This is a genomic window from Chitinophaga sp., from assembly GCF_036569185.1.
In the GTDB taxonomy this organism is placed as follows: Bacteria; Bacteroidota; Bacteroidia; order Chitinophagales; family Chitinophagaceae; genus Chitinophaga.
Genome location: NZ_DATCRD010000270.1, coordinates 1 through 19,545, shown reverse-complemented (window position 1 = coordinate 19,545; position 19,545 = coordinate 1). Strand labels below are relative to the sequence as shown.

The window sequence follows — 19,545 nt, the reverse complement described above, 5'->3', positions numbered from 1 at the left end:
CCGATTATCCCGTTTACGGAATGCCTCGCCAACTTATCATATACTTATACTATTTTTCTAATAGGTTTTCATAGAATGCCTGATTGCATGAACAGCTTTTCCAGGCAACGCATGTACTACTTAATGGAAAAAGTCCCGCTCCGGCTTACCGGAAACGGGACTTTCTCTTTTTCAGACCTAAACCTAATTATTTAATAAATGGATCAAAGGTTTTCGGCGCCGGCGCCGGTAACGATATTATAGTAATAGATGTTTCCGCCTTTTTCGGGATAGAAACCTATCAGCTTGAGGCTTTTTTGTTTTTCCACTGCATCACTGAGGTCATCCACAGAAGTGATCTGTGTATTGCCTGCTTTCAGGATCACAAAACCGGGGGCCATAGTGGTTTGTTTTTTCAGGATACCGTTGCCGATATCATTTACTACCACACCTCCATTTACACCCAAACGGGCTGCCTGGTCTTTGTCGAGCTCAGAAAGATCGGCTCCCAAACGGTCCAGCGCAGTGATCTTTACCAGGTCTGTATTACCTTTCAGGTTTTTCATGACCACGTTGTTCACAGTAATTTCTTTACCATCGCGCAGGTAACTCAAACTGATCTTATCGCCTGGTTTGTAACGGGCTACCTGTTCGCTCAGCTGGGAAGTGGTAGGGATTTTCACGCCGTTCACAGCGGTGATCACATCACCGGTGCGGAGGCCGGCGGCAGCAGCGGAGCTGTTGGGCAATACGTCTGTTACCTGTACGCCGTTTACATCTCTTTTGATACCAGCGTCTTTCAGCTGCTCATCACTCATATTGGCGATAAGGGAAGAAGGCGCATATCTTACACCCAGGTAAGCCCTTTGAACGTTACCATATTTGAGGATATCATTCACCACTTTTTTGATGAGGTTTACCGGGATAGCGTAGGAGTAACCTGCATAAGATCCGGTGGGGGAGGCAATGGCAGAGTTGATACCTACCAGTTCCCCGGCAGTGTTCACCAATGCGCCACCACTGTTACCCTGGTTTACCGCAGCATCAGTTTGTATAAAGGATTCGATAGCGCTGTTTACCCTGCCACCGCTCCTGTTGATACCGATAGAACGGGATTTGGCGCTCACAATACCGGCAGTCACTGTAGCATCCAGGTTAAGCGGGTAACCCACGGCCAGTACCCATTGTCCTATTTCCACGTTGTCGGAGTTACCATACAACAGGTAGGGCAGGTCCTTTGCGTCGATTTTAATAACGGCCAGGTCGGTGCTGGGGTCTGTACCGATCAGTTTTGCTTTGAATACTTTGTTTTCGTTGCTGAGGGAAACGCTGATTTCGTCTGCATCGGCAATTACGTGGTTGTTGGTTACAATGTACCCGTCTGCAGAGATCAGTACGCCGGAACCGGAAGCCATCTGGCCCGGAACATAATACCTGCGGCCATCTCCGCCACCATTAAATTCATCTCCAAAAAAATCATCTCCGAAAAGATCCTGCAGGATACTGCGTCTTCTTTGCAGGTTATTACCATTGGTTACCTGCCTGGGGTTGATCTTTGTTTTGATATGTACTACACCTGGCACAGCTGCCTTTGCCGCGGTGGTAAAATCTGAGGGTGGGGTAGCGTTTGCATTCCCTTCCGTACCCGGCATATAGCGGGCGTAGTTAACAGGGATTTCGGTGCCATTCTGGAAAACAATTGGCTGCTTCGGCTGGAAATATTTGCCATACACAAATATGGAGGCAGCTGCCGTTACAGCACTGAGAAAGACAGTCGTAACAATTTGCTTGAATTTCATATTATAGTGTGTTTGCGTGATAATTAATAATAACGCGGGGATATGATCAATTTACATGCCCTTACCACAAATTTAATCCGCACCATGAATCAAACGCAACAGGGAGGATTTACTTTAACACATTTTTATATCAATCGTTAAACACCCCTTAATACCCTACTGACAGGCGTGGCAGCCTGCCTGTCAATATAACAAGTAATTCCGACAAATTGTTAGTGCGCCAGCGCGCCTTCGGCGCTTTAAATTGTCTTGGAACAGGATTAGGTTGATTATACTGATTTTCTGGATTTTTACTTTTTTGATTTTTTTGATTTTAAATGATTAGGGAAGATATAAGCGAATATATCTTCTCTATCATTTAAAATCCCCAAAGATAAAAATCCAGAAAATCAGTATAATCAACCTAATCCTGTTCCAAGACAATTTCCGCGGCAAGCGCCGAAGGCGCGCGCCGCTATAATTCGAGGAGGAACTTCAGTGTGTCCACGCCATCGGCGTAGTCGGTGAGGCTGGGTTGCTGGGCATAGCCGAAGGGAGTGAATTGTTGTCCTACCAGGCATTGCAGGGCATCTTCCCCGGAAAGCTCCTGTTGCAGCTGGGCCATATCCACATAATAGCTGTAGTGTAAAACGCTGATCGGTGAAAAGAGGCCGGTGTTTTCCTGCAGCAGGATACTGCCGTTGGTCATATAGGCGCTGCTGTTCAGCAGGAGCAGGGCCAGGTTGTAGTCGTAATTGTTCTTGTATTTATGATGCTCAATCAGGTAGCTGTATTTCTCCAGGGCTTTGAGCAGGGGCGCAAAGTCGTAGTTCAGCGGTACATATATCTTGGTCACGTTCCTGCAACCCAGGCCAAAGTACATCATGATGTCGTCTGCCAGCGCCAGCAGCTCTTCCGTTGATTCTTTACCGGTAAGGATAGCGGCCGAGGTACGGTTATGCCGGATGATATGCGGGTATTTGGCAAAATAGTAATGGAAATACCGGGCGGAGTTGTTGCTGCCGGTGGCAATATAGGCGTCGCAGTTTTTCAGCATGTCATGTATTTCCGTCTGCCCGGCCTGGTCGGGGTACCATTCACTGATCTTTTCCAGGATATGTTTCATCAGGATCTCATCTTTACCGGAAAGTTTCATTTTTACCCGGTGCCCGCTAACAAACCCGCAGAGCCAGTCGTGGAAGCCCACCAGGGGAATATTTCCTGCGGAAACTATGCCCACCGTTTTGGGCGCCCGTTCTTCTGTTACCTTGTGATAGCCCTGCAGCCACTGCTGTAAAGGCTCAGGCGACAGGAAATAGCGGGTAATATTATCTATTGCATTGTCTATAAAGGAGGGAATAAACCAGCCGTTGGCAACATATGCGCGTTCTTTAACTGCTTCCAATTCCGGGCTTTTATCCGCCAGATACTGCCCCAGGCGCACCAATGCGGCTTCTTTTTCTGTTATGTTCATGAAACTGTATAAATAATGACCTAATTAAACCGGGAAAATTTTATTTTTGTCACACAAAATTAATGGCTTACTACTTAACCAAAAAGTTTACACTATGGCAATTAAGATAACAGACGAATGTATAAACTGTGGCGCCTGCGAACCGGAATGCCCCAACAATGCGATATACGAGGGTGGTGTTGAATGGGCAATAGCCGATGGAACCACCGTAAAAGGCGCCTATACATTGATGGACGGTAGTGTAATGGATGCTGACCAGCGGAATGCGCCTATCAGTGTAGATACCTACTATATTGTGCCCAACAAATGTACAGAATGCCAGGGATTTCATGAAGAACCGCAATGTGCCGCGGTTTGCCCGGTAGATTGCTGCGTTCCTGACGAAATGTACCAGGAAACCGTAGATGAGCTGATGGACAAGAAGGCAAAACTCCACATCTAAAATATTCTCAAGGAAGCTGAATAACCGTTCCTGCTCTGGCTGGGACGGTTTTTTTATGTAATTTGAACAGCCGCCGCCGGCCTGTGCAGTGGCTCTTGACAATTAACAAATAACCTTTAACTTTACCCGCTTATAGCAAAACATCTTATGAAGAAGAATATAGCTCTGGTAGCCGGTGGATATTCCGGGGAGTATGTGATATCCGTACAAAGTGCCGTAACTATTGAGAATAACCTGGACAGCAGTAAATATAATGTATACAAGATCATTATCACTAAAAACAGCTGGAGCCATACCGGGGCCGACGGGCTGGTGACTGAAGTGGACAAAAATGATTTTTCCTTAACCATCAACGGGGAAAAGATCACTTTTGATTCTGTATTTATCGGTATCCATGGTACACCGGGAGAAGACGGCCGCCTGCAGGGATATTTCGAAATGCTCGGTATTCCCTTTACCAGCTGTGGAATGGTTACTTCGGCACTGACCTTTAATAAGAGCTATTGCAATAAAGTGGTAGATGCGCTGAAGGTGGTGAATGTGTCCAGATCAGTACATATTTTCCGTCAGCAGCCATATGATACAGCAGAAATACTGCAGCAACTGCGTTTACCCGTGTTCGTGAAGCCCGCAGAAGGGGGTAGCAGCATCGGCATGTCTAAGGTGAAAACTGCGGAAGAACTGCAGCCGGCTATTGATAAGGCGTTTAAGGAAGATTCCCAGGTGCTTATCGAGGAGTTTATCAAAGGCAGGGAACTGACCATGGGGCTGTATCGTGCCAATGGCGCCATTACGGTATTGCCGATCACGGAAGTAGTGAGCAGCAAAGAGTTTTTTGATTACGAAGCGAAATATACCCCAGGGGTATCCAACGAAATCACCCCTGCGCCGGTAACGGACGATGTTGCCCGCCAGGTACAGGAAACCGCCACCGTTATTTATAATAAACTGAATTGCAAAGGCATTGTGCGCGTGGATTTTATCTATGAAGAAGGCACAGGGAAATTATATTTCCTGGAAATAAATACAATGCCCGGCCAGTCTGAAAACAGCCTGGTTCCGCAGCAGGTAAGAGCTGCCGGGAAAACACTGTCAGAATTTTATGGCCTGCTTTTGGAAGAAAGCCTGAAGTAAGGATTATCACACTTAATATAATTATCGTGTTCGACTTTATTACCAAACGCTCTTTTTTATTCAATCTGTTGGCGGTTATTGTAATGTTTTTTGCCCTGGCCCTGTTATTTTTCTCTATGCTGGGTGTCATCACCAAACATGGACAACAGCAAACCGTGCCGGATGTACATGGGAAAAATATAAAGGAAGCTATTGAATTGCTGGAGAAAGCCGGTTTTGAGGCCGATGTAAGGGATTCTATTTATATTGATTCCATTCCTCCCCTGGCCGTGTATGCGCAAACGCCCGATAAGGGAGCGCAGGTAAAAGTAGGCAGAACTATTTACCTGACCGTCAATAAAACAGTGGCGCCTATGGTAAAAATGCCGGACCTTGAAGGACTTACCTTCCGCAGCGCCGAAATGATGCTGAAAAGCATGCGGCTCAACGTGGGAGATACCATTTACAAACCGGATTTTGCCACCAACACGGTATTACAGCAGCTGCTGAACGGCAGGAAAGTGAAGCCGGGCACTGAAGTAGCAGAAGGCAGCAATATCACCCTGATCCTGAGCAGCGGAACCGGCAGCGTGGAAAACCCGGTGCCTAATTTTGTAGGGCTCACCTTTGCGGAAGCCCGGGAAATGCTCAGCGCCAGTAACCTTAACCAGGGCACGGTGATCATCGATCCCAGCGTAACCGATACGGCCAACGCCTATATCATTAAGCAGGTGCCTGCCCGTAAAAACGAGATCGGCGATTTTAATATGGTAAGGGCCGGTGAAAGCGTTGATTTCTGGTTATCCGCCACCAAGCCGGTCACCGACAGTACCGCTACAGTGAAACCTGTTGAACAGGAATAGTTGAAAATGATGTAATTTGATTCTAAATACTTAATAACATGCAAAACATTACGGCAGAAGAACTGAAACAACGTATTGACAGCGGCGAAGAGCTTTATATATTAGATGTAAGAGAGCCACATGAGCGTGCAGAGTTCAACATCGGTGGTACGCATATTCCTCTGGGCTTTGTACAGCAGATGCAGGTGGATGAAATTGAAGACTGGAAAGACAAGGAGATCATCGTGTATTGCCGCAGCGGCAACCGTAGCGGGCAGGCTTGTATGTTGCTCGATTCCATGGGCTTTACCAACACCAAAAACCTGGTGGGTGGTATGCTGAAATGGACAGAGCTGTATAAATAATATCATGACGTCTTCTGCGCCGGGTTACCAGGCGCAGAAGATTTTCTCCGCTAGGCTTTTTGCTCTACAATAGCCGTGGCTTCTATTTCCACGAGGTAACGGGGATCAATCAGTTTACTTACCTCCACCATGCTGGTTGCCGGCTTAATACTTTTAAAGAATTCCCCGTGAGCCCTTCCATATTCTTCCCACCTGGAGATATCTGTTACAAACATACGGGTGCGTACCACATCATGTAATGTGGCCCCTGCATTGATCAGCGCTGATTCTATTTTTGCCAGGGCAAATTTCGTTTGTTCATAGGCGTCACCTTCGGCTACTACTTTATCGTTATCGGATGCTACGGTGCCGGATACCTCAATGATATTGCCTGCCCTTACAGCACGGGAGTAGCCTACTTTCCCTTCCCAGAGCGCCCCGGAGGAGTAATTGGTGCGTTTCATAGTTGTTTTTTAGAGAGATGAGGAGATACACAAATCTACAACATCTTCTTTACTGTGTGGCGGCAGTGTTATCTGCAGGCGGCGGAGTAGTGGTCCTGAATTTCACCACCTTGCCCAGCAGGTCGAACCAGAAAGGCGCTCCCAGCGATATAGCCAGGGCCGTGATGCACCAGCCCGCAAATACCAGCCAGCCATTTTGCTGGAACGGATGCGTATAGCCGCACCGTACAGTGAGGCGGCCGCCCGTGGTGTCCGGAACACAGGCCCGGCTGATGCCCAGTACATTGGCCGCATCGCCGGCATCGTTGCGAAGCATGGCGTATACGCCGATCAGCGAGGTATCCGCCACAAATACGCGGATGGAGGTATCGGCCCGGAAAAAGGCGCTGTCTTTCTGCAGCACGTTTTTACGTATAAGCGTATCCGTGATAGCGGTATAGCCCGGGGCCCGGCTGGCGGCAAGCTGCACCAGCTGTGATCTTACGTTTTTGTCTTTCATCAGGATCCGCGCTATCGCAATGGAATCCACGTTAAACAATGCCGCAATGCTGATACCGATGCACAGCAGCCATGTTTGGGTTTGTTTACGGTACCAGCCGCTGGTACGGGTCATGGTTTCGTTGAACCAGCCTTCTATATTCACGCGGAAGGAGGGCATATTGTGCCCGGCGTCTTCAAACAGCTGCAGCAAATGCTCCCGCGTACCCGGCGCCAGGTGCAGGTAATTGTGCTCCAGCGCTGCCTTCATGGCCTGTGCATCGCTGCTTTTATGTTCCGGCACGCTGCTGCGCAACAGGTGCACCATCGTTTGGGAAAAGATCTGCGGGCTGATATAGGCCGGCCTGGAAGTAGCGCTGTTTTCCCCAAGACTGCGGATGGCCGGCATGTTGTAGAACTTTTTAAGAAAAGGATTTTTCCGGAAAGGCTCGAAGAAATAAACCACGCTCCATCCCAGTTCATAAAACCAATTGAAGAAGGTGAACTTTCCAAACCAGCCAAGATCTGTACTGTGATCATCCTCTTCCAGCATCCGGCGTAAGCCCTTGGTTAACAGCCGCGCCCTGGCATTGAAGATCCTGGCAAACAGCTCCTGTACCACGGAGGCCAGCAAACTGTATAGCAGGTAAATGAAAATAAGACCAAGCGCCACATCTATGGCCAGGTTACTAAACATAAGACAGGTATTAAGTTGACATATTTACATAAAAGTAAATATTTATATCAAAGATAAAAGTGGGCTACGCAATGTATTTGCAAACTCTCCGTTATGTTTTTTAACAAATTGCTGTGTCAGGCACAGCAATGAAACAATATATCTTTGCCAATATTTTAGTGATATGAAATTGAAACATTTAGCCTTGTGTTTGGGAATGGCAGCCAGCTTTGGCGCTTCCGCCCAGATTAAATACAGGGATACGCAGAAGAAGCCGGTTTTAGTTCCTTACGACAGCAGTATTGCCTTTCAGCATCTTACACCGGATATAGCCCAGTTAACGCTGGTTGGACAGGAGATCACTTTCCTGAAACTGAATCCGCGGCGCGCCGTGCGAAACAAGGAGGATACCTTGCTGGATAATCTTAAAATGAAAGCCGTAGTGGAGGTGCCGTATAAAAGCGTGCTTAAAGGCGGACATTTTTATACGCCCTACAAAGCCATAGAAAATAAAACATTCCGCATTGTTGATTACGACCGTAGAAACCTGGAAGGTACTACCACGCTGATTTTTACATTGCGCGATGAAGACCGGAAGCTGCTGCTTTACCAGGTGCCGGAAGATAATCTTCCAAACACTCCCGTGATTATCAACGGCAACTACGAATGGTTGAAACAACAGTATGTAGGAAGAAAATTACATCTCCGGAAAGAAAATAAAAAAACGGAAAACATACTGGACAACAACAAAGAGATAACATTAACCAATGAAGATGTTTATTCCTGTACAGATGTTGCCGTGATTTTTGCCGGTAAACAGAAGTATGGGCAGCCTTTCCTGATCGTTAAGAACAGCGAGAACCAGGAACTGGCTATTGGCGTGGGAAAAAGGAGTGAATACACTACCGGCCCGCTGATTGAAGAGTTTGAATAATCTTTTTAAGAGGAAAGCAGTATCGCTTTCCTCTTTTTATTTTGTGCCGCCGGATTCAAAAAAGCAGCAGCTGCCGCCTACCCAGGTATCCTGGTTGTTGAATCCCACGCCTATCATTTTGCTCTTGCTGATGCGGGCCAGGTTATGCACCAGCATGGGCCTTGCAGCGCCATCCTGCCAGATATAGATCATGCGTATTTCGCAGATGGCAGGCCCGGAAGGCGTTTCTATAGCGGGCGCATATTTCACTTTGCGTTGCAATATCCAGTTCTCCGGATCTTTGATCCGGTCAATATCTTCTGCTGTTACATCTATCAATACCCCTTGTCCTGCAAAAGAAAAGAGTGGCTTCAGCACATAATTTTCAAGGTCCGCAGGTACTACCGGCAATTCATGCAGGAACCAGCTTTTAGGCACATATTCACTGTGAATAAAGGGCATCATGTACTTGCTGATCCGGTAAAACCAGTTGGGGTGCGTGATCCATTCCACCTCCAGTTCCTGGAAAAGATTTACATGGTCGCCCAGGCTTCCGGCCTGCCGTTGCAGGTCGTCGAAAATGATCCTGTTATAAATGCGCTGTACACGGGTTTTTACGCCTTCTCTCATATAAAACAGCTGTTTACCTTCCTGTATGAGGGCGGTTAAACAAACGGTGGGAATATGCAGATTTTTTTCCGTGCTGTGAAAATCGATCCGTGTTTTTTGTTCTTCCGGCTTCACTTCCAGCAGTATCACTTCTTCCGGCGCATAAGGGCCAATGATCATATCACGCAGCAGCTGGTAATAGGCGGCTTCATCCAAACCGTTGAAAAAATTGCTGAGCGTGGCCGGTATGTTAAAATGTGTTTTAAAACGACGGGCCATCACTTCCTGGAAAGCCAGCATGGTAGGGAATCCCTGTAACTCGATGAGCTGGGGCGCCAGGGAATCATCGGCTGCTTTACAAACGGCAAAATCAATAACAATAAAATGCGGATGCTCATTTTCATGCGGCACTTTCAGCGCGGGCGGAATGGCATCGCGGGTAATGGTTTTAAAATCGGGGCGAAGCAGCACATCCACAATTTCCTCGCAGGCCTGTACCAGTTTATTACTGAGGGAGGCCGGTACAAACACCGGTGTTTCGGCTACCCTGAAAGCGGGCGTTACACCGGTATCTGCAGCAATGCCATCTAAAAAAGCCTGGTATTGCGCAGGGGTGAATTGTTGGTTATATGATTTTCTGACAGCGGGGATCATAATTTTTTAATTAGAAGAACGAGTGCTCATTATCATTATGCGCCGTTACCTGCGCCAGCCGTTCAATGGCAGCCAGCCTGTCGGACAACCGGCCATAAATAGCATAATCCAGGAATGCGGTAATAAAACGGTCGTGCGTAAGCATGATCCTGTCCGGATCGGTGAGCTGGTGGATCATGCTGTTATATTTTTCCAGGCCGTGATGGTTCACCACCTGTTTTTTCTTTTCTTCCTGTAGTAAGTACATGTGCATGCCGGCGGCATCTGCCTCGGGGTGGAACTGTGTACCAATAAAGTGCTCATTAAACCGGATGGCCATGGTAGCGCGTTCCAGCGGCACGTGCGGCCGTTCTTTCTCCAGTGCAATGACGTGCCCGCCCATTGCCTGCAGGTTCTCATAATCCAGTTCTATCACCTGCCAGTCGCGGCTATCCACAATATAAAAAGGATCCGGCAGCGCGCTGAATATTTTCTCCTGCATGCCTGCGGCGGTTTTGTGTACAGGGAATACGCCGAATGCGGGTGATTTCCGTTTGCATACATTGCCCAGTTTATAATAGCGGCACATGAGCTGGTAGGAATGACAGATAAAAAAGACCGGCTTTTTCACATCATGGGTCCGGTTCCATTCGAGGAGGTTTTCCACCAGGGAAAAATAGGCTGTTTCCCAGTCGCTGCCTTCACTGGCTACCGGGCTGCCGGGACCGCCAGTGGAAATATATATATCATAGGAAGTATCGGGAACCTGTATCTGCTGCCTTACTTCAAACTCATCAAATTGCAGGTCCAGCATGTGCATGCCGGCATATTTCGCCAGTATTTCACGGATACAGCGCATCCCTTCATTGGGAACACCTTCATACATATCCAGCACAGCCACCTTCCAGCTATTTTTTATCGGATGCATGGGGCAAAATTACGCGAAATTTATTTTATGGTGATTAGCAGCCCTGCAGGAACCGGCCCTGGATAAAATCCGTTACGGCTACGAGGTCGTTTGTATCGGCGTATACCTGCAATTGTTTATCTGCGCCTGTGCCGGTTTCCAGCAGTTGCGTGGTGGCGGCAATAATATCGCGGCTGCCGAGGTCGTCCACTACATCGTCGATAAAGTCGAGCAGTTCGGAAATAAGTGCGCGCGTATTTACTTCTATCTCCTTACCAAAATCAATCAGGTACCCGTCAATTCCATAACGGGAAGCCCTCCATTTATTTTCGTTGACCAGTGCGCGGTTGTAGATAATGAAATTGAGGTTCTGCATCCGCAGTTTATAGATCTTGGCGCATACCGCCTGGAAAAGCCCCGCTATCATGATGGTATCGTCCAGGGTGAGCGGTACATCGCAAATGCGGAATTCCACGGTATTAAAGAAAGGATGTACCCTCAGGTCCCACCATACTTTTTTGGCATTGTCGATACAGTTGGTTTTTACCAGCAGTTTTATATAGTTATCGTATTCTTCTATGCTGGCAAAATAATCGGGGATACCGGTGCGGGGAAATTTATCAAAAACCTTTGTACGAAAGGATTTGAAGCCGGTGTTACGCCCTTCCCAGAAAGGGGAGTTGGTGCTTAATGCAAAAATATGCGGGAGAAAATAGCGCACGGAATTGGCGATGTGAATAGCCATTTCCCGGTTCTCCATTCCAACATGCACATGTAAACCAAAGATGAGGTTGGAGCGTGCGGCATCCTGCATTTCATTTACTATTTCAAAATAGCGGGGATGATCGGTGATCAGTTGTTTTTCCCATTTGCTGAAAGGGTGGGTACCGGAGGCGCCGATGCTGAATCCCAGGTCGCCGGCTATTTGCGCAATAGTGCGGCGCAGGAAGGCAACATCTTTCCGGGCCTCGTGGATATCTGCACAAATTTGTGTGCCTACTTCCACCACGGCCTGGTGAAACTCCGCTTTTACCTGGTCGTTGATCACCTTATGGGCCTGTTCTACTATTTTTTGTTCATGTGATCTGAGCTCCCGGGTAACAGGGTCCATTACCATATACTCTTCCTCGATCCCCAGCGTGAACGCCTTAAACATGTTGTTAGCTTTAGCTTTTAGCTGCGGGTATGCAGCGGTAATTACAGCAATTTATTTCAGCGGTTAAAAATGAATGCCGTCTGCAAATGTAGGGTAGATAAACGGTTTCATTTTTCTTTTTGTTGTTTTTTCACCGGGCTTTTTTTAGGAGTGGTTTTTTTCTCCTTTCCTGCGGTACTTTTCTTTTCCTTTACCGGTGAGGTTTTCTTTTCCTTTGGAGCGGTGGTTTTCTTTTTCTCCGTGGTAGCTGCCGGTATTGCTTTTGCGCGGCCGGGATGCACAAATTTGCCCCAGGTGAGATTGTCTTTCCCTGGTTTTTGTGCGATTGCTCTTTCTATGGCGTACCTGGCCATGGTTTCCACCACCCATTCAAAGTTTTCTTCACCGATAGAGTGAAGATCGGCATCCGGCGCAGGGTTGCAGAAGTCGATCGCATAAGGCACTTCACTGCGCACTGCTATTTCTACGGTATTGAAATCGTATCCCAGGTATTGATGCAGGGCAAGTACCTGCTCAGTGATCCGTTCCGCCAGCTCAGCGCTGGGCTCATAATCCGCCTGGTAACGCAGGTGCGGTGCATTTTTGGGATTGTAGGGCATGATGCGCACATCTTTACCGCCTATGCAAAAGCAGCGGTAATACTGGCTGAAGTCTATCTCTTCCTGTAACATCATTACCAGCTGGCCGGTTTCACCGTGTTTATGGAAGAAGTCATCTTTATCCTCTACGCGGTATACATGTTTCCATCCGCCGCCGGCGTAGGGTTTCATGTATGCAGGGAAGCTCACATATTCGAAAATGCTGTTCCAGTCGAACGGGTAAATGAGGTTACGGAACGATTGGTCCGTGGTATCATCCGGCAGTTTATTGGAAGGCAGCAATACGGTGCGCGGCACATTTACGCCAATCTTTTCCGCGAGGGCGTTGTTGAAGAATTTATCGTCGGCGCTCCACCAGAAAGGGTTGTTGATAACGGCGGTACCGGTGGCGGCTGCATTTTTCAGGTAAGACCGGTAGAAGGGCACATCCTGTGAAATACGGTCTACAATCACTGCATAGCCCGGATCGGTGTTCTGCATTACCTTGTCGATGGTCACAAATTCCGCGAAGATACCGGGAGGGTTAATGCGGTTTACACGGTCTACAAACGCTTGTGGAAAAGTGTTTTCCTGTCCGAAGAGGATCCCTATTTTTTTCATGGTGCTTACTTGATAAGTGAAACATAATACGGCAACATTTCCCGCCATACGGGCCAGTCGTGCGTGGTTTGTGGACGGATATCCAGCCAGTGGGCTATTTTTTTACCGGCCAGTATACCAGACAGCTGTTCGTTCTGTGGCCGGGTTATATCGTTGTCGGCCACTCCCAGCACGATGCCCATGCGCCAGAGGTCTTCATGCTGGTTGTCCGGCACATAATCGGCCGGGTTATTATAGTATACGTTATCATCATAGTGCCCGTCCATCCGGAACCTGATATCAAAGATACCGCTGAGGCTGAACAGGTACGACACACGGTCCGGGTGCCGGAATGCAAAGTTGGCGGCATGATACCCGCCGAAACTGCAGCCGGCGGCCACTATCCGCTGATGCCCGGTTTCCGCGGTTATCCGTGGCAGTATTTCTTCCATCAGCAGTTTATCATAACAGGTATGATTATACGCTCTTTGTTCCGGGGAAATACTTTTGTTATACCAGCTGAGGGCATCAATACTGTCGGGGCAATACACTTTAATCCTTCCTTCATCAATAAACCATCGCATGGCTTCAATCAGGCCAAAGTCCTTGCTTTCATAGTAACGGCCCATGGAGGTAGGGAAGAGGAGCAGGGGGTACCCGCTATCGCCGAATACCAACATCTCAAATTCCTTTCCCAGGTTGGGAGAATGCCATTTTACATAGTTTTCGGTCACAGGGAAGTGTTTAGTTAAATTTAAAAAAGATTATTGGTTTATTGGTAAATTGTTGCGGTGCAAACACGTCAACATTTTATCAATTCTGTGCACCTGCAACGGAGTATGCAGCTGGGCAGCTACTTCACGGGTACATCTCCACATATACTTTTACTGGTAAATGATGGTCAGGAATTACCCGGTTTATTACCCGGGCTGCCGGCAACGGTACTGGCAGTGGGCATTCACGCGGATGCCGACCGGAAAGCTATTTATGGTACTGCGGGCGTGCCGGATTACATGGGGCAGGGGCAATTGGCGGGGAACTATACCCGTTTTATTATTGATGAGCTGCTGCCCTTCCTGCAACAGCAGTACCCCGGTTTGCAAATTGTAAAACGTGCTTTTGCAGGCTTTTCCCTGGGCGGTTTATCCGCATTGGATATTGTGTGGCGGCACCCGGATCTTTTCGGGCTGGCCGGCGTTTTTTCCGGTTCCCTATGGTGGCGCAGCAAACCGCTGGGCGAGGGATATAATGATGATACCGACCGTATTATGCACCAGCTGATCCGCGCAGGCAGCTATCACCCGGGGCAACAGTTCTTTTTTGAGTGTGGTACGGCAGACGAAACGGCAGACAGGAACAACAACGGGGTGATTGACAGTATTGATGATACGCGGGACCTGATAAAGGAGCTGTTAAAAAAGGGCTACAAACCGGATAAGGATATTTTCTCCCTGGAGATTCCAGGTGGCCGTCATGATATGGCCACCTGGAAAACTGCGATGGATCTTTTCTTACAATTACCTTTTTTCTATTAATAGTTAACGGCAATGCCTATATTAAATGAGGCGCCTCTTCCTTTGGAATAGAATCCCGGCTGCATAAACCACTGGGAGCGGGCGGGGAAATAATCCTCGTTAAAGAGATTATCGATACCTAATGTAAGTAATGTGCGTGGAGCTACTTTGTAGCTGGCATTGAGGTTCACCAGGTTGTATGCTGATACCTTTCCTTCGTTGCCATTGTATACGCCTTTGGCATTTTTCTCAAACCGGTTCCGGCCATTTACGCCCATGTACTGTAAACGTACTTCCAGCGCGGGCAACGGACGATAGGCGATGCTGCCGCTTACTTTAGGCGGCGCAATTCTTCTGCCGTTCAGGTACACATTATAACTGCCGCCTGCTTTAGCGGTATCCGCTTTACCTTCCACGTAGCTGTAGCTGGCGCTGATATCGAGGTTATGCAGTACCTGGTATTGCAGCGACGCTTCAACACCGTAGATGCGTTCCGGTGTTCTGCTTACATTGAACAGTTCGGTGTTGGGATCAAAGATCATGTCGGCCCCGAGTTTGGATGTGCTGATAAAACCGCTCAGCTCAAACCGGAGTTTTTTATGCTCACTTACAAAGCCAAGCTCATAGTTATTTACCAGTACTGCTTCCGTATTGATCTTTTTGATATCATTTACTTTCGCATCGCGCAGCGCTAAGCCAACATCAGATACAGAAAAGCCCTGTGAAAAGCTGAAGTAAGGCATAAAGGCCGGCAGGCGGTTATAACGGATGCCTGCATTAAACAGGGTAGCGGTATAATCCAGGTCGCCTCCTTTTACAGCAATGCTTGGGGCGCTCACGGTACCGTTGGCGTTCGTAAGTTGCAGGGTGGTGTAATCGTTTACGCTTACACGTACTTTTTCCACACGTACACCTGCTTTCAGGATGAGGTTTTGCCAGAGCGACCATTGTGTTTCCGCAAACGGCGCATAGTTCAGCATATGCATTTCCGGTACCCAAACCCTGCCGTCTACCAGTGGCTGCGATGTTTTGTTGCTCAGCAGGTCCGCGCCATAGGAAAGCGTACCGTTAAAAGCCGGCTTGTTCAACAGCGGGGAGTTGAACATCAGCCTTAAGCCTTTCTTTTTATCGATGGTATGGGATTGTCCGTCGCCTCCTTCAAAGCGGCCGAACGATACATAAAAGATATCGTCTCTTGATTCATAATAGGCATCTGCGGAAAGAGAGGTGCCACCAATGAGGCTGTCGGCCTGGTATTCCAGGTGCAGGGTTTGATTGCCCCTCGGGCCGGTGGGAACGCCGGCAGGCTTGCCCAATACGCCCGAAGCGGGAATGCCTTTGGCAATATCCCCGTTCACCAGGGTATAATTGGAGTTCTGCTGGCTGCGGTAATAGTTGTACATCAGCTGGATCCGCTGACGGCTGTTCACCTGGTAGCCTACTTTGGCAAAGGCGTTGTAGCTGTCTGTTTCGCCCAGGCTGTAGTTGGGGCCTACCAGTTTGCCTTTTGCGTCTTTAAACTCGCCGGTTTGTTCGGCTACGCCGCTTACTATATAATCGAACTTTTTATATTTTCCCTGTAATACCTGGTTCAAACGGCCACCCACGCTGTTTTTGATGCTGGTGAGAGAACCGGTGGCATTGATCATGGTTTTACCGGAGAGTATTTTATCTTCTTTGGGCGTAACGGTGATGTAGTTGATCAACCCGCCGGTAGCGCCGTTGCCGTAAATAGCGGTGGCGCCTTTCAGCACTTCCACTCTTTCCAATACGGAAGGGTCGATGGAGCGCATGTCGACCTCCCCGTTGCGGAGCGGGGTAGACTGCGGCACGCCGTCGATCATGATCAGCACAGAGCGGCCGCGGAGGGATTGCCCCACGTTGCTGTTGGTTTGGGTACCGGGCGCCAGGCCGGGTACTTCCCTTGCAAGGATGTCTGTAACATCGGTGTTCACGGTCATGTCGTTCTCCAGTGTTTTCCTGGTGATAACGGTTACCGAGGAGGGAACGTTATCCAGGGTTACCGGTTTGCGGTTGGCGGAAACAACTATTTCTCCCAGTGCTCTTGGTGTGCCCAGTGTATCTTTTTTATTGTTTTTCTCCTGCGCCAGCAGTGGTGCGGTGATTCCGCAGCCGGAAAGGAGAAGCAGGTATAATTTCTTGTGTAACATGTAGTGTGGTGCCGTTTTTAGTTTGGCCGTTTTTATTTCGGGGAGCGAAGTTAGGTAAAAGGAGGTGGGGGGATTTACGCAATCGGGAAAATTTTCAGGGGATGTTTTTGCCCGGGAGGGAGGGGAGCTGAGCGGCCGCCATAGGTGTGGGTTTCAGAGATAACCCATATATAACCCTTATATAACCCTTAGGTAAGTGTTATATAAGATATATCTATAAGATAAGGGTTATGTAAGGGTTATGGTAAGGATATTTTTAGCTGTAGTGAGGATAATTGTATAAAAACAGCAGGTTATAAACACTGTATTCACCTCTTTGGGATACCAGTTCATTCCTGGTGGCCCCTGCGATATAGGGCCAATAAAAAAGCGATTAAGTAAAAACATGTTTTACTTAATCGCTTTTTAAAGATTGCGCATTAAACAAGGTACTCTTTCAGTACTCTGTTAATAGCCAGAGCCTTTTTAATTAAGAAATTAGTCTTAGAAGCTGTATCTCAGACCAAGCTGCATACCCCATGTGCTGAGGTTACTGCGGGTATCCTGGAACGGACTGGTAAGCAAGGTGTTATTATCAACATTCGTCATGTTGTAAGTAACCTTACCGGTTGCATCCACACCTTTGCTAACCAGCGGGTTGGCAAAAGTAACCTGCTGTCTTACGCCCCAGTTTTTATTCAGGAGGTTAGGGAGGTTCAACATGTCCACGCTAAATTGTAAAGTGTGACGCATGTTGTTTTTAGTAGTGATATAGAAGTCCTGCAGGAAGCGGGCATCCAGCTTGTTGTACCAGGGGAGGAGTGCGCCGTTTCTTTCTGCGTATTCACCTTTATGTTTGTTCAGGTATTTGCTGTTGGAGATGAACTGGTCGTAAGCGGCCTGTTGTTCGGCAACAGTAAATTGTCTGGTAGAGTTTCTCGGAGTAAACGGTGCAAAGTTTACGTCAGTACCTTTTGCATAGATATACATCAGATCGGCAGCGTTGTTACCATCGCCGTTGATATCACCGTTCACAACATAGCTGACTCTGCCCAGGTTTTGTCCTTCGTAAAACAGCGACAGGGTAGAAGCAAAGTGCTTGGCATATTCCCTGCGGTAGGAGATGTTAGCTATTACACGATGAGGAATAGAGTACTGAGAGTTATACAGTTCAATGGCATTGGAAGTACCGATGTTAGGGTTCAGTTGCCAGATTGAAGCAGCCTGGTTACCCGGGTTACCGGTTACATCTTTAGCACTGGTGAATGTGTAGGCCACGGAACCATATAAACCATTAGAGAAGGTTTTGGTTACCTGGGCGGTTAAAGCCAGAGAGTTACCTTTGGAAGTGTTTTCCATCAGGATAACAGAAGTCTGGTTTACGTTTACGAATTTATCACCTTTAGTTTGCGTAGACGGATACCTTGGACGGTCATCGCCATTGGCATCCAGCTGACCGGTTGGAGCTTTCAGATTGGCGTTACGCATTCTTACAGCGTTGATGTCTTTGGTATACATCGCATCGAAAGTGAATATGAAACCAGCACCCAGGGCCTTGTCAGCACCGATATTTGTTCTAAATACCTGAGGGAATTTAAAGTCAGGATCAATCAGGGTAAAGCCTGCAGGTGCTACATTAGACGGAGTGGTCGGGAATTTACCCAGGTAAGCGCTGGGATCGGTATTGAATCTGATACCAGCCAGATCAGCAGCTTTGTTGATTACTACCTGGTTCTGATACATACCACTGTTGGTGGGCATGTTGGTTAGGTAAACGAAAGGTATTTTACCGGTAAAGATACCAGTTCCACCGCGAACGATGAAGGATTTATCACCTTCAACATCCCATCTGAAGCCAAAACGGGGCGACAGCAGGATACGATTTTTAGGCCATTTGCCAGTGCTGTAGTTAGTCATGTTGCCATCCTTGTCAGGGAATTGGAGGGCGCTGATAGCAGGGTTTTCCAGTGGCTGCTCACCATATATCGGCAAGTCAGCACGTACACCTAATGTCAGTCTCAATTTTTCATTCACCTGGTATTCATCCTGTGCATAAACACCCAGTTGGCCAATTTTCAGTTCTGCTGAATATACCTGGGGGGTACCTGGTACAAGGGAATAAGTGTTGGCGTAATATGCAGGCGCCTTGTCGGTCATGAAATCATTCAGGGTATTATAGATATAGTAGCTGGATGATCCTGGCATGAACATGTTACCCAGTTTTTGATGCTCATAGGTAATACCGCCAGTGATGGTATGCTTGTTAGCGTAGTAGGTAAAGTTATCAGTTGCAGAGAAGATCTTGTTAATTACGTCGTTATTACGGGTATATGGATCTGTTCCGAAGCTGATGTAGTTTTTACCGGCGCCATCAAAAATATCGACTGTCGGGAACGGGGAACCCAGTGAATTACGGGTATCCTGGTTCTGGGTATAGGTAAGGATTAACTGGTTCGACATTTTAGCACTGAAGGTACTGTTCAGTTCCACTGTACCGCTTCTTACAGTATGATCAAAGCCATAGTTGGAATTGTTGAACGACATAGAAGCCGGACCAAAACGGTTGTTTGGCAGACGGGTGTCGCCATTGGCAGAACCTCCGGTTACAAAGAAGGGCCCGATAGTGGTGTTAGGAACGCTGGTGGCATTCAGCATAACTACTTCAGAACCTTTAAAGTCGCTGTACTTCAGCGTTAATTTATGTACAGAGTTGATGTTCCAGTCAATTTTAGCGAGGATCTTGTGGTTCTTGGTATCAAATGTCGGGAAGTTGTCGTAAGCTCCCGGATCGTAACCATATTTAGAGTTAAGGAAATCAGACAGTTTCTTCAGTGAATCGATAGGAGTGGAAGACACTGTACCTTGTCCTGAACCACCTTTAGGAGTGGTAGTGATG

Annotated in this window: 17 protein-coding genes; 6 read left to right on the top strand and 11 right to left on the bottom strand. The window is 47.7% G+C overall.

What is annotated here, in order from left to right; genetic code table 11:
- Positions 1 to 203 precede the first annotated feature (203 nt).
- Both VIM72_RS20940 and VIM72_RS20935 read right to left on the bottom strand, forming a co-directional pair.
- The gene (locus VIM72_RS20940) at positions 204 to 1,778 is read right to left on the bottom strand and encodes a trypsin-like peptidase domain-containing protein (protein WP_332004776.1); all 1,575 of its coding nucleotides are present in this window, start codon (positions 1,776 to 1,778) and stop codon (positions 204 to 206) included.
- A gap of 454 nt (positions 1,779 to 2,232) precedes the next feature.
- Positions 2,233 to 3,231, bottom strand: coding sequence for an acyl-CoA reductase (locus VIM72_RS20935; RefSeq protein ID WP_332004775.1), 999 nt, complete (start codon positions 3,229 to 3,231; stop codon positions 2,233 to 2,235).
- A gap of 94 nt (positions 3,232 to 3,325) precedes the next feature.
- Here VIM72_RS20935 and VIM72_RS20930 point away from each other — a divergent pair, with 94 nt between their 5' ends.
- The 4 genes from VIM72_RS20930 to VIM72_RS20915 all read left to right on the top strand — a co-directional run bounded on the left by VIM72_RS20930 (position 3,326) and on the right by VIM72_RS20915 (position 5,993).
- On the top strand, positions 3,326 to 3,673 hold the full coding sequence (locus tag VIM72_RS20930) for a 4Fe-4S dicluster domain-containing protein (protein ID WP_142683004.1): 348 nt from the start codon (positions 3,326 to 3,328) through the stop codon (positions 3,671 to 3,673).
- 147 nt (positions 3,674 to 3,820) lie between these two features.
- A complete protein-coding gene (locus VIM72_RS20925) occupies positions 3,821 to 4,807 on the top strand; it encodes a D-alanine--D-alanine ligase (RefSeq protein WP_332004774.1) in 987 nt (328 codons plus the stop codon).
- Positions 4,808 to 4,833: 26 nt separating this feature from the next.
- Entirely contained in the window at positions 4,834 to 5,649 is an 816-nt protein-coding gene (locus tag VIM72_RS20920) for a PASTA domain-containing protein (RefSeq protein ID WP_332004773.1), read from the top strand.
- A 38-nt stretch (positions 5,650 to 5,687) separates the two neighbouring features.
- A complete protein-coding gene (locus VIM72_RS20915) occupies positions 5,688 to 5,993 on the top strand; it encodes a rhodanese-like domain-containing protein (RefSeq protein ID WP_142683001.1) in 306 nt (101 codons plus the stop codon).
- Positions 5,994 to 6,043: 50 nt separating this feature from the next.
- Here the strand turns inward: VIM72_RS20915 and VIM72_RS20910 are convergent, their stop codons facing one another.
- Both VIM72_RS20910 and VIM72_RS20905 read right to left on the bottom strand, forming a co-directional pair.
- Positions 6,044 to 6,436 carry a RidA family protein gene (locus VIM72_RS20910; protein WP_332004772.1) on the bottom strand — a complete coding sequence of 131 codons (393 nt, stop codon included), beginning with the start codon at positions 6,434 to 6,436 and terminating at the stop codon, positions 6,044 to 6,046.
- 49 nt (positions 6,437 to 6,485) lie between these two features.
- The gene (locus tag VIM72_RS20905) at positions 6,486 to 7,610 is read right to left on the bottom strand and encodes a hypothetical protein (protein WP_332004771.1); all 1,125 of its coding nucleotides are present in this window, start codon (positions 7,608 to 7,610) and stop codon (positions 6,486 to 6,488) included.
- 163 nt (positions 7,611 to 7,773) lie between these two features.
- Here VIM72_RS20905 and VIM72_RS20900 point away from each other — a divergent pair, with 163 nt between their 5' ends.
- The gene (locus VIM72_RS20900) at positions 7,774 to 8,523 is read left to right on the top strand and encodes a hypothetical protein (protein WP_332004770.1); all 750 of its coding nucleotides are present in this window, start codon (positions 7,774 to 7,776) and stop codon (positions 8,521 to 8,523) included.
- A gap of 36 nt (positions 8,524 to 8,559) precedes the next feature.
- Here the strand turns inward: VIM72_RS20900 and VIM72_RS20895 are convergent, their stop codons facing one another.
- The 5 genes from VIM72_RS20895 to VIM72_RS20875 form a co-directional block, all read right to left on the bottom strand.
- Positions 8,560 to 9,765 carry a hypothetical protein gene (locus VIM72_RS20895; protein WP_332004769.1) on the bottom strand — a complete coding sequence of 402 codons (1,206 nt, stop codon included), beginning with the start codon at positions 9,763 to 9,765 and terminating at the stop codon, positions 8,560 to 8,562.
- 10 nt (positions 9,766 to 9,775) lie between these two features.
- Complete coding sequence (locus tag VIM72_RS20890) at positions 9,776 to 10,672, bottom strand: type 1 glutamine amidotransferase (RefSeq protein WP_332004768.1); 897 nt, start codon at positions 10,670 to 10,672, stop codon at positions 9,776 to 9,778.
- A 34-nt stretch (positions 10,673 to 10,706) separates the two neighbouring features.
- Complete coding sequence (locus VIM72_RS20885) at positions 10,707 to 11,807, bottom strand: carboxylate-amine ligase (RefSeq protein WP_332004767.1); 1,101 nt, start codon at positions 11,805 to 11,807, stop codon at positions 10,707 to 10,709.
- 107 nt (positions 11,808 to 11,914) lie between these two features.
- A complete protein-coding gene (locus VIM72_RS20880; RefSeq protein WP_332004766.1) occupies positions 11,915 to 13,006 on the bottom strand; it encodes a hypothetical protein in 1,092 nt (363 codons plus the stop codon).
- A gap of 5 nt (positions 13,007 to 13,011) precedes the next feature.
- Entirely contained in the window at positions 13,012 to 13,719 is a 708-nt protein-coding gene (locus VIM72_RS20875) for an esterase family protein (protein ID WP_332004765.1), read from the bottom strand.
- 57 nt (positions 13,720 to 13,776) lie between these two features.
- On the opposite strand from VIM72_RS20875, the gene VIM72_RS20870 reads away from it, so the two are divergent.
- Positions 13,777 to 14,520, top strand: coding sequence for an alpha/beta hydrolase (locus tag VIM72_RS20870; RefSeq protein ID WP_332004764.1), 744 nt, complete (start codon positions 13,777 to 13,779; stop codon positions 14,518 to 14,520).
- On the opposite strand, the gene VIM72_RS20865 is transcribed toward VIM72_RS20870, so the two are convergent.
- Both VIM72_RS20865 and VIM72_RS20860 read right to left on the bottom strand, forming a co-directional pair.
- A complete protein-coding gene (locus tag VIM72_RS20865; protein ID WP_332004763.1) occupies positions 14,517 to 16,670 on the bottom strand; it encodes a TonB-dependent receptor in 2,154 nt (717 codons plus the stop codon). The two genes, VIM72_RS20870 and VIM72_RS20865, sit on opposite strands and share 4 nt — an antisense overlap.
- A 483-nt stretch (positions 16,671 to 17,153) precedes the next feature.
- Positions 17,154 to 19,545, bottom strand: a 2,392-nt coding sequence (locus VIM72_RS20860; RefSeq protein ID WP_332004762.1) for a hypothetical protein, incomplete at its 5' end; no start/stop codon positions are given.